Below are 15,815 nucleotides of genomic sequence, written 5' to 3' on the forward strand. Positions count from 1 at the left end.
AAGAGGTCAGTTAAAAGTTACTTTCTGCGGTCGCGGCTGATGTAGATCGCCAGCAAAATAATTCCGCCCTTGATCACGTTCTGCACATACGGATTCACGCCGACCATGTTCAGGCCGTTGTTCAGCACGCCGAGTAACAACGCGCCGATCAAGGTGCCGATGATCGAGCCGCGTCCGCCGGAGATCGACGTGCCGCCCATCACCACGGCGGCGATGGCGTCGAGTTCGAAGCCAACGCCCGCGTTCGGCTGACCGCTCATCAAGCGCGCGGTCAACACGATGGCGGCGAAAGCGGACGTCAAACCGGCAATCGAGTAGACGATCAGTTTTACGCGGGCCACACGTACGCCGGACAGACGCGTCGCCTGCTCGTTGCCGCCGATCGCGTACACGTAGCGGCCGAACGGCATGCGTTCGAGCAACACCCAGGCAATCGCATAGATCACCACCATGATCACAACCGGCGCCTGGATGCCGAGTATCTTGCCGCTGCCGAAGAAGCTGACCCAGTCAGGCAGCCCGTCGATCGGATAGCCGCCGGTGTAGATCAGCGCGAGGCCGCGCGCGATACCCATCGTGGCGAGCGTGACGATGATCGGCGGCATACCGGCGTACGCAACAAACAACCCGTTCGCCGCGCCGAAGCCCAAACCGACTGCGATACCCACTGCCAACGCGGCCACGGCATTCATCCCGGCGACCATCAGGCCCGCGGCAAGCGTGCCTGCCAAAGCCATCACCGAGCCAACCGACAGGTCGATACCGCCGGTCAGAATCACGCACGTCATCCCCACAGCAATGATCGCGTTGATCGACACCTGGCGCAGCACGTTCTCGATATTCGCAGCGGAGAGGAAACTGTCGCTCGCAAACACCATCACGATGCACACCACCAGTAAACCGATGAACGGATAAAACAGCGTCGAGCGTTTCAACGCGGCCCACGTAAAGCGCATCGGTGCGCCCGGCGTGTCACTGCTGACGGTCGAGGTTTTCGGCGGTGAAGAAGGATTAGGCGTGTTCATGGTTTGCTCCACGGGTGCCGGCTGTTGCATAGGTCATCACGGCGTTCGAGTCGATCTCGTCGCCTTCGAGCATCGCTTCGATGCGGCCCTGCCGGAACACGGCGACGCGGTCGCACATGCCGACGATCTCCGGCAGTTCGGACGAGATCATGATGATCGAATAGCCGCGCGCGGTGAGTTCGCGCATCAGCAGATAGATTTCGGCTTTGGCGCCGACGTCGATGCCGCGCGTCGGTTCGTCGAAGATGAGAATGTTGGTGTGGTGATTCAGCCAGCGCGCGATCACCACCTTTTGCTGATTGCCGCCTGAGAGCGTCGCGACTTCGGTGTGCATCGTCGGGGCTTTGACGCCGACACGTTTCATGATGTCGGCGGTCGCACGCGCTTCGCTGCGCTGATCGATAAAGAAACGCAGTGAGCGATATTTGCCGAGGTTGTTGATCGAGATGTTCTGCTTGATGGAGAAATCGGTGATCAGGCCTTCGGTCTTGCGGCTCTCCGGCAAGATGCCGACGCCGGCGCGCAATGCGTCAGCCGGATCGGATAGTTTCGCGGCTGTGCCGTTGATGCGGATCTCTTTCACGTAAGCCGGGTCCGCGCCGATCACGGCTAGCGCGGTTTCCGTGCGGCCCGACCCGACCAATCCCGCGAAACCGAGAATCTCGCCCTCGCGCAGCGTGAAACTCAACATCGGACTGTCTTTGAGCAACTGCAGCTTCTCGACGTCGAGCACGATCTTCGCATCGGTGCGCAGCGCCGGCTTCGGCGGAAAGCTGTTTTCGATTCGACGCCCCACCATCATTTCCACGAGACGGCTCACATCCGATTGCGCGACCTCGGTCATGCCGACGTACTGACCGTCCCGCAGCACCGTAATGCGGTCGCACACTTCAAAGATCTCTTCGAGGTGATGCGAGATAAAAATCATTGCGACGCCCTGCGTCTTCAGATCGCGCATGATCGCGAAGAGATGCTCGGCTTCGGCGGGCGTCAGTGTCGCGGTCGGCTCATCCAGAATCAGAATGCGCGCCTCCAAAGACAAGGCCTTGCCGATTTCCACAAACTGTTGCTGCGCAACCGACAGTTCGCGAATCGGCACCGATAAATCGATCGCCACGCCCAAGCGCTGAAAAATCGCGGCTGCCACGCGCCGCATCTTGCCGCGTTCGAGCAGACCCAAGCCATTCTTCAACTCACGACCGAGAAACATGTTCTCCACCGCATTCAGATACGGAATCAGGCTGAACTCCTGAAACACGATACCGACACCCGCAGCAACCGCATCGTGGTAGTTCGTGAAGTGGCGCGCTTCACCCGCGATTGTGATCGTGCCTTCGTCCGGCTGATAGATGCCGCACAGGATCTTCATCAACGTCGATTTGCCCGCGCCGTTTTCACCGAGCAAGGCGTGAATCTCACCGCGCGCGATCTCCAGATGAATGCCTTGCAGCGCCTTCACACCGGGAAAGCTTTTGGTGATGTTGTCGAGCTTGAGTATCGTGTCCATCGGGTCCTCCTGTGCTGCTCGCCGCCATATTCATCCAAGAAGCACAGCGACGAGCATTCGGCTTACCAGCTGAAGCCCTTGGCATTGCTCTTGTCGATCATCTTCACGTCGACGGGAATGGTTTTCGGCACATTGGCGCCCCACTTCTTCGCGAGCGCAATGCCAAGCGCGATACGCACCTGGTCGGCCGGAAATTGCGCGGATGTTTCGATGAACTTCGAATTCGGCTTCTGGATCGCGGCAATCGCCTCCGGCGCACCGTCGACGCTGGTGAGCTTGATATCCTTGCCCGATGATTCGATCGCCGAGAGCGCGCCCATCGAGCCGCCATCGTTCACACTGAACACGCCCTTCAGATTCGGATGCGCCTGAATCATGTTCTCGGTGACGGACAACGCTGTCGCGCGTTCCTGCTTACCGTTCTGCGTATCCACGAGTTTGATGCCCGGCACTTTCGCAAGCGCCGCCTTGCAGCCGCGCACCCGTTCGAGAATCGGCACCACCGGAATGCCGTCGAGAATCGCCACTTCACCGCTGCCCCCGATCGACTTCGCCAGATACTCACAGGCCATCTCACCCGCGTCGAAATTCTTGGAACCGACGAAGGAATCGACCGGGCCATTCGCATTCGCATCGACGGCGACCACCACCACGCCCGCTTTCTTGGCTGACGTCACCGCCGATTGAATGCCGGTCGAATCAGTCGGGTTTACAAGCAGGATGTCGATCTTCTTTTGCAGCATGTCTTCGACGTCGCTGACCTGCTTGCTGACGTCGTGATGCGCGTCGGTGACGACCACCGTCGCGCCGATCGACGCAGCCGCGTCGTTCAGCGCTTTTTGCATCGTCACGAAGTACGGGTTGTTCAGTTCCTGAAACGTCATGCCGATCTTCAGCGGCGCGGCCTGTGCTGCCGGCGCGGTGATGAACGACAGGCCAAATGCGAGCGTCGCCAATGCAGCCGTGCTGCGCGCGAAGGTCTTCAACGATGCCTGCTTCGAGGTGGATTGCGTCATGGTTGTCTCCGTTATTAAAACTGTTCGATGAGATGAGCAAGTCCCTCGCGCTGTCTGTGGACAGCGCGATGGGTGTTGAAACGCGGATGAATTGAAACGCTTCAGGTTGAAGCGTTACGTAGGACTACGTCGGTGGATAGGCAGCCGCGGCGGTGCGTGGCAAACCTGGCGCAAGCACGATCGCGGGTGCATTGTCGATGCCCGCGCCGCGCGCGGCGGCTTCTTCAGAGGCGTCGCGGCTCGCGTCGTTCAGTTGCTGATAGTGGCGGAATTTTGAAGGCGCCATGCCTTTGACCGCGAGAAACTGCCGGTTGAAATTCGACAGGTTGTTAAAGCCCGCCTTGAAGCAGATATCGGTGACGCTCAGTTCACCATCCGTAAGCAGTTGGCACGCGAGGTTGATGCGCATGCGGTTCACGTACTGCACGAACGGCAGCCCTGTATGACGGCGGAAGTAACGCGAGAACGCACTCACGCTTTGCCCGGCGAGTTGCGCGAGATCCGATTCGCGCAGGTCGTTCGACAGATTCTTGCCGATATACGAGAGCGCGTGATTGATGCGGGTCGACGCGAAACCGGTCGGGTCGGCCTGATAGGCAGGACTCGCGAGCGTCTCCCGGTCCTCGGCGTTCATCAGGATTTCAAGCATCGACATGAACAGTACAAGACGGCGCAGTCCGCGCGCGGCCAGCAATTCGAGGAACAACGGCTGGATTGCCGCACTCGTTTCTCCACCGAACGACACGCCGCGGCCCGAGTCGGCGAGCAGCGCCTCGACCTGGCGCCACTCCGGGAAGCTCGCGAGGCAGCTCGACACGAACTCCTGTCCAAATTGAACGACCAGATTGCGCTGCGCAATCGTCTCGCCTTCCGGCACGTCGCTGACCCAGTTGTGCGGCAGGTTCGGCCCCATCAACACGAGGTTGCCGGGCGTAAAGCTGCTGATGTGATCGCCGACGAACATCTTGCCGGTCGTCGCCACGATCAGATGGATTTCGTATTCCGGGTGAAAGTGCCAGCGCACCGTACGGTACGGATAGCCGTGCGACCACACTTTGAAGGATTCGTCACGCCGTACGGCGACGACTTCCAGATCGGGTTGCATTCGCGTCTTCCTCCATGAAGCGGCGTGCTGCAGGTGCCGCTGACCTTCGTCTTGTATAGCGAAAAGTAGTCTTCTATGACGCAATCCACCACTAAAAATCAAACCGCAGACTGATACTTTTTTGCATTCGGGTTAGTCCTGACGCGGTAAAAGTCAAATTTGGTGCAATGCAATACGTACGGCGAGACACGTCCCATAACGCGCGGACACCTCGCAAGTCGCGCCGAAAGTCCCGCCACGCCGCGCTGCGCCACGAAAAGCCGCTCACGTCGCCTTGACATTCGTTTCGCCGGGTACGATCATTCGCTCACAGCCAGAGCAAATGCTCCACTCTAAGAAAAACGCACGCGCCGAGCCGTGCGATCAAAGACATTCAGGAGACGCACATGAACAGCGGACAGGGCAGCGGCGCGGCCGCACACGTGATCCTGCACATCGGCGCGGGATCGTTTCATCGCGCGCATCAGGCGTGGTATCTCCATCGGTTGAACGAGGCGAAGGTGGCGGGCGAGCCGCACTGGTCGCTGACGGTGGGCAATATCCGCAGCGACATGAACGCGGTGCTCGAAGCGCTTGCCGCGCAAAACGGTGTCTATACGCTCGAGACCGTCACACCGCAGGGTGAGCGCGCGTACGAGACGATTCGCTCGATCGAGCGCGTGGTGCCATGGACCGAGAGTCTCGATGCGCTGATCGAGGCAGGCGCCGATCCGGCCTGCAAGATCATTGCATTCACCGTCACCGAAGGCGGCTACTACCTCGACGAACAGGACGAGCTCGACACGGCCAATGCCGATCTCGCGGCCGATCTGAAAGGCGGCCACACTACGATTTACGGCGCGCTCGCGGCGATTCTCGACGCACGCATGAAACGTGGCGCCGGCCCGGTCACGCTGCAGACTTGCGATAACCTGCGCAGCAACGGCGAACGTTTTCATGCGGGCATGAGCGAGTTTCTCGAACGGCGCGGCGCGGACGAACTGGCGCAATGGTTCGACGACAACACCGCGTGCCCGAGTTCGATGGTCGACCGCATCACGCCGCGTCCGACGCCCGACGTGCGCGAACGCGTCAAAGCCGCCACCGGCGTCGACGACGCCTGTCCGGTGATGGGGGAATCCTTCATCCAATGGGTGATCGAAGACCGCTTCATCGCCGGGCGCCCCGCATGGGAAAAGGTCGGCGCGGAACTGGTCGACTCGGTGCTGCCGTACGAGGAAGCGAAGATCCGCATTCTCAACGCGACGCATAGCTGCATTGCGTGGGCCGGTACGCTGGTCGGACTGAACTATATCCATGAAGGCACGCTCGACCCGGACATCAACAAATTCGCCTTCGACTACGTGACCGAAGACGTGATTCCGTGCCTCACGCCAAGCCCGCTCGATCTCGAACGCTATCGCGACGTGGTGCTCGAACGCTTCGGCAATCCCTACATCCAGGACACCAACCAGCGCGTCGCTGCCGATGGCTTTTCGAAGCTGCCCGGCTTTATCGCGCCGACGCTCTCGGAATGCTTCGAACGTGGCGTCACGCCTTCGGCGACGGCGATGTTGCCGGCGCTGTTCTTCCGCTTCCTCGAACGCTGGAACGCCGGAGCGCTGCCGTATGCGTATCAGGATGGCGTGATGGATGAAAAAGTTGCGCGCGGCTTCTTTGCAGCGCCCGATCCGTTGCAGGCGTTCGCCGCTGACCGGCTGCTATGGGGCAGCATGGCGCAGACACCGGAGTTGGAATCGGCGCTGGCGGGCGCGTTGGCGCGTGTCGACGTGTGGCTGGCCAAACGCGACGCGGCTTGACCCGCGCGCCGGCGGCTAGCGTCGCCGCAATGTGGCACGTGGACGCCAGCAGCAACGGACATCGCGCCACTCCGCGCCGTGCATCGCGCGGCATCGAACCGCACTGGTGCCAGGCTTAATGCGCATGGCACCGCGCGCCATGTGCGGCTAAAGTAGCGCATCCCTAACGACGAAGGTTTCGCGCCCATGTATCTCGGCATCGACCTCGGCACGTCCGAAGTGAAAGTCCTGCTGCTCGCCTCCGATGGACGCGTGATCGGCACCGCAGGCTCACCCTTTACCGTTTCGCGTCCGCATCAGCGCTGGGCCGAACAGAATCCCGAAGACTGGTGGGCCGGCACGCGCACGGCGATGGCCGCGCTGCGCGCCAAACATCCCGACGAGTTCGCGCAGATTCGCGGCATCGGCCTCTCGGGGCAGATGCACGGTGCCGTGCTGCTCGACGCGCAAGACCGCGTATTGCGGCCCGCGATCCTGTGGAACGACATGCGCAGCGACAAGGAATGCGCGGAGCTCACCGAGCGCGCGCCGGAACTGCACGCCGTGGCCGGCAATCTCGCGATGCCCGGTTTCACCGCGCCGAAGCTGCTCTGGGTCGCGCGTCACGAGCCGGAGATCTTCGCGCAAACCGCCTGCGTGCTGTTGCCGAAGGACTACCTGCGTTTGCAACTGACCGGCGGCAAGGTGTCCGATCCATCCGATGCAGCCGGCACGCTGTGGCTCGACGTCGCCAAACGCGACTGGTCCGATTCGCTGCTCGCCGCCTGCAATATGACGCGCGCGCAGATGCCGAGCTTGTGCGAAGGCAGTGAGCCATCAGGCACCCTGCTGCCCGACGTGGCGCGCGAGTTCGGTTTGAGCGACGGCGTGATCGTTGCGGCCGGCGGTGGCGATAACGCCACGAGTGCGATCGGCATCGGCGCGACGCAACCGGGCGACGGCTTCGTCTCGCTCGGCACCTCGGGTGTGTTGTGCGTGGTCGGCGACAGTTTCCGGCCGAATCCGGCTTCCGCGGTGCACGCGTTCTGTCACGCGATTCCGGATCGCTGGCATCAGATGAGCGTGGTGCTATCGGCGGCAAGTTGTTTGCGCTGGGTCTGCAAGCTCACCTCCACCGACGAACCGACCCTGCTCGCCGAGATCGAAGCGCTGCCAGCGGAGGCGTTGAACACCGCCCCACTCTTTCTGCCCTATCTGTCCGGCGAACGCACGCCGCACAACGACCCGTATGCGCAGGGCGTGTTCTTCGGCATGAATCACGCGACCGATCGCGCGTTGCTCGGCTACGCGGTACTCGAAGGCGTGACGCTCGCGCTCACCGACGGCCTCGACGCGTTGCGCGCGGCCGGCACCGAAGCGAAGGCGTTGTCCCTGCTCGGCGGCGGTGCGCGCAGCGACTACTGGGCACAACTGCTCGCCGACGCACTCGACACCGCTACCCGCAAGCACGGCGGCGGCGAAACCGGCGCGGCGCTCGGCGCGGCACGTCTCGGCTGGCTGGCCGCGGGCGGCGACCCGGCCAAGGTGCTGACCAAGCCGCCCATCGAAAAGGAGTTCACGCCGAACCCGCGGCGGCACGCCGAACTGCGCACCCGGCTCGAAGCGTATCGCGCGCTCTACCGCCACGTGCGGCCGCTGTTCGACCCCGCGCGGCAACCGCTCGCCTAACGGCAAACCGCAACCGGTTCCCGTTGAGAGACGGGACCGGCTGCTATCATCGGCGCACTTCAAGCGAACCGTCCCCGTGCCCAAGTCCACAGAAAAATTAGATCTCGCCACCCGCGCCGCGTGGCTTTACTACGTCGCAGGCAATACCCAGAACGAGATCGCCGAGAAACTGCAGGTGTCACGCCCAGTCGCGCAACGGCTGGTCGCCTTCGCGGTGGAAAAGAACCTGATTCGCGTGCGCGTCGATCACAAACTGGCCGATTGCCTCGCGCTCGCCGATCAACTTTCGAAGCGCTACGGCCTGAGCATGTGCGAAGTCGTACCGATCGACAGCGATACGTCGGAGGAAGTCGACCGCAAGCTGGCGGTGGCCGGCGCGCAGGTCATGGAGCGCTATCTCAGCGAAGAAAAGCCGATGGTGGTCGCCGTGAGCAGCGGCCGTACGCTGAAGGCCGCAGTCGATCAGATCGCCCAGCTGGAGCGTCCGCAGCATCGGTTGGTATCGATGGTCGGGGCGATCGCCCAGGACGGCTCCTCGAATCGCTACGACGTCGCGCTGCACATTTCGGAGAAGACCGGCGGCAAGCATTTTCTGCTGCCCGCGCCGTTGCTCGCCGATAGCGAGGCTGAACGCGCGCAGTGGTGCAATCACCGGCTATACCGGATCGTCGAATCGCTGTCGGCCGAAGCGGATGTCGCGTTCGTCGGCATCGGCAATATCGGGCCGAAATGCCCCCTGCACGAAGACGGCTTTATCACGTCCGCGGAAGTGAAGGAGTTGATGCAGAACGGTGCGGTGGCCGAAATGCTCGGCCTGCCGATCGATGCAGCCGGCGCGCACGTCGAATCGCCGACCGGCCGGCGCGTCACCAGCATCGCGCTGGACTCGCCGCCGCGTCGCCCTACCATTGGTTTTGCAGGCGGCGAACGTAAGCGCGAGGCGCTGATCGCGGTGCTCAATGGTGGCTGGCTGTCGGGACTGGTGACCGACGAGTTGTGCGCGCGAGCGGCGCTCGAAGCCTGAGCGATCGGATTGCGCGAACTCACTGAGCGCGCGGCGGGTTACCGCTACAACACCGGCAGCCCTTCCGTAATGATGATGCGATAGTCCGCGCCCTGTCGGCGCGTCTCGCTGACCGCCTGATATGCCGGGCTGCGATACCACGCGAGCGCTTCGTCGTAGCCAGTGAATTCCAGAATCAGAATATCTTCGATCGCCGGGCCTTCCACCACTTCCCTGCGCCCATGACTGGCCAGCATCATCACTGGATGCTGTTCGAAGACTGCGGGCGCATCCTGTTTGTATTCCTCGAGTTTGGCGGGGTCGAGCGTTTTCTCGCGCGTAATGACGACGTAGGCGGGCATGAGCGTTTCCTGGAGCGTGAATCAACGTGACTGAGCGGAAAGCGGCGCGCCCGCCGCTTTCCCAATCAGTGACTCACGCGGCCAGCACTTCGACGATCTTACGCTGGAATGCTTTCCCTTCGCTGTCGAATAAATGGCAGTGATCCGGCGTGGCGCCGAGCTTTTGCGTCTCGCCCTTGGCGTGACGTTCGAGCGGCGGAATCCGCGCGATCAGCCCATCCGGTGACACGCTCGATTCTGCATACAGATACGCTGCGTCGCCGAGCGATTCGAGCGCCATGGTACGCGCCGAGATGCCGTCGTCGGCCATTCCTACGTGCAGATGCTCGGGGCGAATGCCCACCGTTACCTTGTCACCCTGCTTCACCGTGCCCGGCTCCACCGCGACACGCTGCGTCTCGCCGGTTTCGTAGCGGACCGTGACGCCGTCGTGCGTCACCGACTGCACGACCCCTTCCATGAAGTTCATCTTCGGCGAACCAATAAAGCCGGCGACAAAGCGATTGGCGGGCGCGTGATACAGCATGGTCGGGCTGCCGACCTGCTCCACATTGCCCGCCGACAGCACCACGATCTTGTCGGCCAGCGTCATGGCTTCGACCTGATCGTGCGTCACGTAGATCATCGTGGTCTTCAGTTCGTCGTGCAAACGCGCGAATTCGAGGCGCATCTTCACGCGCAATGCCGCGTCGAGATTCGACAACGGTTCGTCGAACAGGAACACTTTCGGCTTGCGCGTAATCGCGCGGCCGATTGCAACGCGCTGGCGCTGACCGCCCGAAAGCTGCTTCGGCTTGCGATCGAGCAGATGGTCGATATGCAGAATCTTCGCGGCATTGCGCACGGCGGCGTCGATCTCCGGTTTCTTGGTGCCGGCGAGTTTCAGGCCGAACGCCATGTTGTCGTACAGCGTCATGTGCGGATACAGCGCGTACGACTGGAACACCATCGCGATGCCGCGCTTGGCGGGCGGCACGTCGTTCACGCGCGTGCCGTCGATGGTCAGATCGCCGCCGCTGATGTCTTCGAGGCCGGCGATCATCCGCATCAGCGTCGATTTACCGCAACCGCTCGGGCCCACGAACACGACGAATTCGCCGTCCAGAATGTCGAGGTTGATGTCGCGCATCACCTCGTTGTCGTCGTAGGCTTTTCTGATGTTGCGCAGAGTTACGCTTGCCATGATGTGTCTCCGTGTATCGCTGTGTATCGCTGTGTATCGCTGTGTATCGCTGTGTGTTGCTAACGGTGCTTCAGCTGCGTCGGTTGCTTAGGTTAGTTCCGTTGCTTCCGTAGCTTCCATTTCCTCAGCAGCTGCGTTGATTCGTTTCTCGATGTGCGGGTCAGATCCTGCTCATTCGCCGCTCATTTGCTTTGACCTGTCGCGCTTACGGCGCCGCTGCCGTCGCGCTCAACGTCCATTGCGCGACCAGTTCCGGCAACTGCAGCATGTCGTCGAATACGGTACGCGCACCCGCTGCATGCAATGCGTCGATCTGCGCGTCACTCGCATGACCGCCGCCGATAAAGCCCAGCACCGTCATGCCCGCCGCGGTCGCCGCCGTCACGCCCGTCACGCTGTCTTCCACGACGAGGCAGGCGGACGGCGCGAGGCCGAGACCAAGCGCTGCAGCGAGATAGACATCGGGTGCGGGCTTCGGATTCGGCACCGCATCGGCGCAAAAGAGCCGATTGCCAAAGAACTTCACGAGGCCCGTGCGCGCCAGCACGTTCTCCACGTACGGCCGAAAACTGTTGCTCGCGCATGCTTTGGTGAGCGGCACCTGCGCGAGCGCGGCTTCGATGCCGACGACCGCCTGCGCCTGCATCGCCGCCGCTTCCACCGCTCGACGGATCGCCTCGATATCCTCGACGCTGAGGCTCCTGCCAAGTTGCGCCGCCGTGCCTTGCAGTACCTTTTCGATGCGCAAGCCGAGCAACGGCAGCACCACGGGTTCAACATCGGTATCGGGCCAGCGTGCTTCGAGTTCGTGCACCAGCATGGCCGCCGCCACGGCTTCGCTGTCGATCAGCACACCGTCGCAATCGCAGATCAGCGCGAAATTTCCTACCCCCGCGCTTGCACATGTGACTGCCGTCATTTGACCGCCCCGAACGTGAGGCCGCGCACCAGTTGCTTCTGCGACAGCCAGCCGACGATCAGGATCGGTGCGACCGCGAGCAGCGACGCAGCGGAGAGCTTCGCCCAGAACAACCCTTCAGGACTCGAATACGACGCGATGAACACGGTCAGCGGCGCGGCGTTCGAACTCGACAGGTTGATGCTCCAGAACGCTTCGTTCCACGACAGGATCACTAATAACAGTGAGGTGGACGCGAGGCCCGGCAGCGACATCGGCATCAGCAGATAGACGATTTCCTGCCATGTCACAGCGCCGTCGATCCGCCCTGCTTCCAGAATGTCACGTGGAATTTCAGCGAAGTACGTGAACGACATCCATACCGCGATTGGCAGATTGATCAGCGTGTAGACGATCACCAGACCCGACACCGTATCGAGCAAACCAGTGTTTTTCCACAGCAGATAGATCGGCACCAGCACGCCGACTGACGGCATCATCTTGGTCGACAGCATCCACAGCAGCACTTTCTGCGTGCGGCGCGTCGGAAAGAAGGCCATCGCGTACGCAGCCGGCACGGCGAGAATCAGGCACAGCACCGTGACGCCCACCGAGATCAGTATCGAATTCAACGCGAACGAAAAGTAATTGCTGCGCGCGAACACCTCGCGGAAGCTATCGAGCGTCGGGATGAAAAACAGCGACGACGAATACGCCTGCTGCTCCGTCTTGAACGCGGTGATCGTCATCCAGAAGATCGGGAAGAACAGCAGCAGCGCGACCAGCCACGCAATCACGCCGGGAATGCCGCGGCGAATCGCGGCGAACGGCGACTTCGCCGGCACAGTCATGGGCGTCGTGGTGGACGCCGGTGTAGAGGCAACGTGGCTCATTTTTCGTACTCCCCTTTCAGGTTCTTCGCGAGCATCCGCACAAGGAAGAACGACACGATGTTAGCCAGCACCACAGCCAGAATGCCGCCTGCCGAAGCGAGACCGACGTCGAACTGTTGCAGGCCCAGCGAATAGATCAGGTACGACAGATTGGTGGTCGCGGTGCCCGGACCGCCGCCCGTGGTCGTATAGATTTCGGCGAAGATCGACAGCAGGAAAATCGTCTCCATCATCACCACCACTGCAATCGCCCGTTTCAGGTGAGGCAGCGTGATGTAGAAGAACATCGAAAACGGACCCGCACCGTCGATGCGTGCCGCTTCCTTCTGCTCCTGATCGAGCGACTGGATCGCGGTGAACAGAATCAGGAACGCGAACGGCAGCCACTGCCACGCGACGATCATGATTACCGCTGTCAGCGGATAGTCGGCAAACCAGTCGATCGGCTGCATGCCGATCGCGCGCATGCCCTGTGCGATCAGGCCATACACCGGGTGCAGGATCATGTTCTTCCAGATCAGCGCGCTGACCGTCGGCATCACGAAGAACGGCGCGATCGCCAGCAGCCGCGCGATGCCCTGCCCGTAAAACTTACGGTCGAACAGGATCGCCATCAGCACGCCGCCGACCACCGTGATCACCAGCACCGAGATGATCAGTTCGAGCGTGTGCCCGATCGACGGTCCGAACGACGGATCGGTAGCGAGATATTTGTAGTTGTCGAATCCGGCGAAGCCTTTGAGATCCGGATTCAGCAGGTTGTAGCGCGAGAACGAAAACCAGATCGTCATCGCCAGCGGAATGGCCATCCACAGTACAAGTACCGCGACCGAGGGCGATACCAGCCAGCGGGCGGAATTGGCTTTACGGACTTCGCGTTCTTTTTCTGTCTGGGGATGGGCATGCATGAGAGGTAGGCGCAGAGGACGCATGATTGACCACCTGTTCGGTAATGCGCGGGCTGTCCGACGAAGACACCGCCTTCGCCGCTTCACTCACCGCGACGCCAGGCGATCTTGCGGCGCGTAGGGAGCAAATAAGTGGCGAGGACGGCCCGCTGTGCTGCGTGAGCCGGCTGACGGGCGTCAGCCGGCGCGTTTCACGTTACGTTGCAGTGCTTGCGGTGCGGCTTAACACTGCGGCTTACTTCTGATAACCGGCCTGTTGCACGGCGCGGTTCGCCGTTGCCTGCCCGGCTGCCAGCGCCTGATCGACCGTCATCTGACCGGCAACCGCGCCGGAGATGCTCTGACCGACCACCGTGCCGAACGACTGGAACTCAGGGATGCCGACGAACTGCACACCGGTGTACGGCACCGGCTTGAGCGTCGGGTGATCCGGATCCGCCGTTTCGATTGCCTTCAGCACGAAGTCGCCGAACGGTGCAGCCTGTTTGTATTCAGGGCGCGCGTACGTCGAATGACGCGTTCCCGGCGGCACCGAAGCCCAGCCCTCATCCTTCGCGGCCAGTTCGATGTACTGCTTCGACGTGGCCCACGCGATGAACTTCTTCGCCGCGTCAGCCTGCTTCGACGACTTCGGAATGGCCAGCGCCCATGCCCACAGCCAATGCGAGCCCTTCGGCGTGACGGCGATCGGCGCCGCCGCAAAGCCCACCTTGTCGGCGATCTGCGACTGCTGCTTGTTGTAGAGCATGCCGGCGGCCACCGTTGCGTCGATCCACATCGCGCACTTGCCCGAGGACATCAGCGTGAGGTTTTCGTTGAAGCCGTTCGAGCTCGCTCCCGGAGGGCCGTCTTTCTTCAGCAGATCGACGTAGAACGTGATGGCCTTCTTCCATTCCGGCGAGGTGAGTTGCGCTTGCCATTTTTCGTCGAACCAGCGGCCGCCGAAAGTGTTCACCACCGTCGTCGCGTACGCCATGTTTTCGCCCCAGCCGGCCTTGCCGCGCAGGCAGATGCCGTACATGCCGTTGGCTTTGTCCGTGAGCTTGTCGGCGAATTGCGCGATCTGGTCGTAGGTCGGTTGATCGGGCATCTTCAGGCCCTTGGCTGCGAACAGATCCTTGCGGTAATACGTCATCGAGCTTTCGACGTAGAACGGCAGCGCGTACAACTGGCCGCCGCTCGAGAGGCCGTCGCGGGCCGTCTTCACGACGTCGTTCAGATCATAATCAGCGGGCAAATTGGTGAGCGGCGTGAGCCAGCCGCGCTTGCCCCATTGCGGCGTTTCGTACGCGCCGATCGTCATCACGTCGAACTGGCCGCTGCCGGTCGTGATGTCGGTGGTGGCGCGTTGACGCAGCACGTTTTCTTCGAGAATCACCCAGTTGAGCTTGATATCCGGATTCGCCTGCTCGAAAGCGGGCGAGAGCTTCTTCAGCTCGATCATGTCCGGATTGTTCAACGTGGCGATGGTGACCGTGGCCGCCTGGGCGCTCAACGCAAAGCATGCAAGCGCGCCGGCACTGAGCGCCTTTAGCGCGGACTGGGTAGCTGGTTTCATGTGTTGTCTCCTTTCTCGTACGTTATGTAGTGCTGCGTTTGTTCTACGAAAATGACGAAGGGTGAAGCGGGTCCGGCTCATCCACACTACTATCCGCTCAGCTCATCCAGTTCCCGCCGTCGACGTTCAGCGTTTGCGCGGTGATGTAATCGGCATCCGCCGACGCGAGAAACAGGGCGGCGCCGGTCAGATCGTCCGGCACACCCATACGGCCGAGCGGCACCGCTTCACCGACCAGGCGCTTCTTCTCGCCGAGCGGCCGGTTTTCATAGCGGGCGAAGAGCGCGTCGACCTCGTTCCACATCGGGGTATCGACGACGCCCGGCGCAATGCCGTTCACATTGATCTTGTGCGGCGCGAGAGCAAGCGCTGCGGATTGCGTATAGCTGAGGACGGCGGCTTTGGTTGCGCAGTAGTGCGACACCAGCGCCTCGCCGCGCCGCCCGGCTTGCGAGGACATATTGATGATCTTGCCGCCGCGGCCCTGCTCGACCATTTTCCGGGCGACGGTTTGCATCAGGAAGAACATGCCCTTTACGTTGACCGCGAAGAGGCGGTCGAACACGTCCCAGGATTCATCGAGGATCGGGCGCATATCGAAGAGCGCCGCATTATTGAACAGGATATCGACCTGGCCGAAGCGCTCCAGCGTACTCGCGAGGATGCGTTCGATATCCTCGCGGCGCGTCACGTCGGCGCTGACAGTCAGCACGCGGTCGCCGTATGCGGCGGAGAGCGCGTCGCCGAAACTGTCCGCCGGCTTCACGTCGACCAGCACGCAACGCGCGCCTTCGTCCAGATAGCGCCGGGCCACGGCTTCACCGATTCCGCTTGCCGCGCCCGTCAGAATGGCCACCTTGTCTTGCAATCGTGCCGCCACTGCTTGTCTC

At 61.9% G+C, this 15,815-nt stretch carries 14 protein-coding genes; 3 read left to right on the plus strand and 11 right to left on the minus strand.

The window, feature by feature from the left end:
• Positions 1 to 17: 17 nt before the first annotated feature.
• The 4 genes from HHL24_RS08985 to HHL24_RS09000 form a co-directional block, all read right to left on the minus strand.
• Positions 18 to 1,025: an ABC transporter permease gene (locus HHL24_RS08985; protein ID WP_169485167.1), complete on the minus strand. Its 1,008-nt coding sequence runs from the start codon at positions 1,023 to 1,025 to the stop codon at positions 18 to 20.
• Complete coding sequence (locus HHL24_RS08990; RefSeq protein ID WP_169485168.1) at positions 1,012 to 2,532, minus strand: sugar ABC transporter ATP-binding protein; 1,521 nt, start codon at positions 2,530 to 2,532, stop codon at positions 1,012 to 1,014. The genes HHL24_RS08985 and HHL24_RS08990 overlap by 14 nt, the downstream gene beginning before the upstream one ends.
• Positions 2,533 to 2,594: 62 nt before the next feature.
• Positions 2,595 to 3,548: an ABC transporter substrate-binding protein gene (locus HHL24_RS08995; protein ID WP_169485169.1), complete on the minus strand. Its 954-nt coding sequence runs from the start codon at positions 3,546 to 3,548 to the stop codon at positions 2,595 to 2,597.
• 124 nt (positions 3,549 to 3,672) lie between these two features.
• On the minus strand, positions 3,673 to 4,653 hold the full coding sequence (locus HHL24_RS09000) for an AraC family transcriptional regulator (RefSeq protein WP_169485170.1): 981 nt from the start codon (positions 4,651 to 4,653) through the stop codon (positions 3,673 to 3,675).
• A 386-nt stretch (positions 4,654 to 5,039) separates the two neighbouring features.
• Between HHL24_RS09000 and dalD the strand changes: the two genes are divergently transcribed.
• The 3 genes from dalD to HHL24_RS09015 all read left to right on the plus strand — a co-directional run bounded on the left by dalD (position 5,040) and on the right by HHL24_RS09015 (position 9,144).
• Positions 5,040 to 6,452, plus strand: a complete 1,413-nt coding sequence (gene dalD, locus HHL24_RS09005; protein WP_169485171.1) for a D-arabinitol 4-dehydrogenase — start codon at positions 5,040 to 5,042, stop codon at positions 6,450 to 6,452.
• A 186-nt stretch (positions 6,453 to 6,638) separates the two neighbouring features.
• Positions 6,639 to 8,120 (plus strand): xylulokinase, encoded by a 1,482-nt coding sequence (gene xylB / locus HHL24_RS09010; RefSeq protein WP_169485172.1) that lies wholly within the window; start codon positions 6,639 to 6,641, stop codon positions 8,118 to 8,120.
• A 76-nt stretch (positions 8,121 to 8,196) separates the two neighbouring features.
• Positions 8,197 to 9,144, plus strand: a complete 948-nt coding sequence (locus HHL24_RS09015) for a sugar-binding transcriptional regulator (RefSeq protein WP_169485173.1) — start codon at positions 8,197 to 8,199, stop codon at positions 9,142 to 9,144.
• A gap of 44 nt (positions 9,145 to 9,188) precedes the next feature.
• Here the strand turns inward: HHL24_RS09015 and HHL24_RS09020 are convergent, their stop codons facing one another.
• The 7 genes from HHL24_RS09020 to HHL24_RS09050 form a co-directional block, all read right to left on the minus strand.
• Complete coding sequence (locus tag HHL24_RS09020) at positions 9,189 to 9,485, minus strand: DUF1330 domain-containing protein (RefSeq protein ID WP_169485174.1); 297 nt, start codon at positions 9,483 to 9,485, stop codon at positions 9,189 to 9,191.
• 73 nt (positions 9,486 to 9,558) lie between these two features.
• Positions 9,559 to 10,668 carry an ABC transporter ATP-binding protein gene (locus HHL24_RS09025; RefSeq protein WP_169485175.1) on the minus strand — a complete coding sequence of 370 codons (1,110 nt, stop codon included), beginning with the start codon at positions 10,666 to 10,668 and terminating at the stop codon, positions 9,559 to 9,561.
• Positions 10,669 to 10,873: 205 nt separating this feature from the next.
• Positions 10,874 to 11,587, minus strand: coding sequence for an HAD family hydrolase (locus HHL24_RS09030; protein WP_169485176.1), 714 nt, complete (start codon positions 11,585 to 11,587; stop codon positions 10,874 to 10,876).
• A complete protein-coding gene (locus HHL24_RS09035) occupies positions 11,584 to 12,417 on the minus strand; it encodes a carbohydrate ABC transporter permease (RefSeq protein ID WP_230417395.1) in 834 nt (277 codons plus the stop codon). Before HHL24_RS09035 ends, HHL24_RS09030 begins: the two co-directional genes overlap by 4 nt.
• A 38-nt stretch (positions 12,418 to 12,455) precedes the next feature.
• Positions 12,456 to 13,391, minus strand: a complete 936-nt coding sequence (locus HHL24_RS09040) for a carbohydrate ABC transporter permease (protein WP_074282331.1) — start codon at positions 13,389 to 13,391, stop codon at positions 12,456 to 12,458.
• A 211-nt stretch (positions 13,392 to 13,602) separates the two neighbouring features.
• A complete protein-coding gene (locus tag HHL24_RS09045) occupies positions 13,603 to 14,925 on the minus strand; it encodes an ABC transporter substrate-binding protein (protein WP_169485178.1) in 1,323 nt (440 codons plus the stop codon).
• Positions 14,926 to 15,022: 97 nt separating this feature from the next.
• Entirely contained in the window at positions 15,023 to 15,805 is a 783-nt protein-coding gene (locus tag HHL24_RS09050; protein ID WP_169485179.1) for an L-iditol 2-dehydrogenase, read from the minus strand.
• Positions 15,806 to 15,815 lie beyond the last annotated feature (10 nt).

This window comes from Paraburkholderia polaris (assembly GCF_012927345.1).
In the GTDB taxonomy this organism is placed as follows: domain Bacteria; phylum Pseudomonadota; class Gammaproteobacteria; order Burkholderiales; family Burkholderiaceae; genus Paraburkholderia; species Paraburkholderia polaris.

Bases quoted from the DNA above. Each gene is read 5' to 3' on its own strand.
- HHL24_RS09020 (WP_169485174.1), bottom strand. From the start codon at position 9,485: ATGCCCGCCTACGTCGTCATTACGCGCGAGAAAACGCTCGACCCCGCC.
- xylB (WP_169485172.1), top strand. From the start codon at position 6,639: ATGTATCTCGGCATCGACCTCGGCACGTCCGAAGTGAAAGTCCTGCTG.
- HHL24_RS09035 (WP_230417395.1), bottom strand. From the start codon at position 12,417: ATGACTGTGCCGGCGAAGTCGCCGTTCGCCGCGATTCGCCGCGGCATT.
- HHL24_RS09030 (WP_169485176.1), bottom strand. From the start codon at position 11,587: ATGACGGCAGTCACATGTGCAAGCGCGGGGGTAGGAAATTTCGCGCTG.
- HHL24_RS09000 (WP_169485170.1), bottom strand. From the start codon at position 4,653: ATGCAACCCGATCTGGAAGTCGTCGCCGTACGGCGTGACGAATCCTTC.
- HHL24_RS09040 (WP_074282331.1), bottom strand. From the start codon at position 13,391: ATGCGTCCTCTGCGCCTACCTCTCATGCATGCCCATCCCCAGACAGAA.
- HHL24_RS09025 (WP_169485175.1), bottom strand. From the start codon at position 10,668: ATGGCAAGCGTAACTCTGCGCAACATCAGAAAAGCCTACGACGACAAC.
- HHL24_RS09045 (WP_169485178.1), bottom strand. From the start codon at position 14,925: ATGAAACCAGCTACCCAGTCCGCGCTAAAGGCGCTCAGTGCCGGCGCG.
- HHL24_RS08990 (WP_169485168.1), bottom strand. From the start codon at position 2,532: ATGGACACGATACTCAAGCTCGACAACATCACCAAAAGCTTTCCCGGT.
- dalD (WP_169485171.1), top strand. From the start codon at position 5,040: ATGAACAGCGGACAGGGCAGCGGCGCGGCCGCACACGTGATCCTGCAC.
- HHL24_RS08995 (WP_169485169.1), bottom strand. From the start codon at position 3,548: ATGACGCAATCCACCTCGAAGCAGGCATCGTTGAAGACCTTCGCGCGC.
- HHL24_RS08985 (WP_169485167.1), bottom strand. From the start codon at position 1,025: ATGAACACGCCTAATCCTTCTTCACCGCCGAAAACCTCGACCGTCAGC.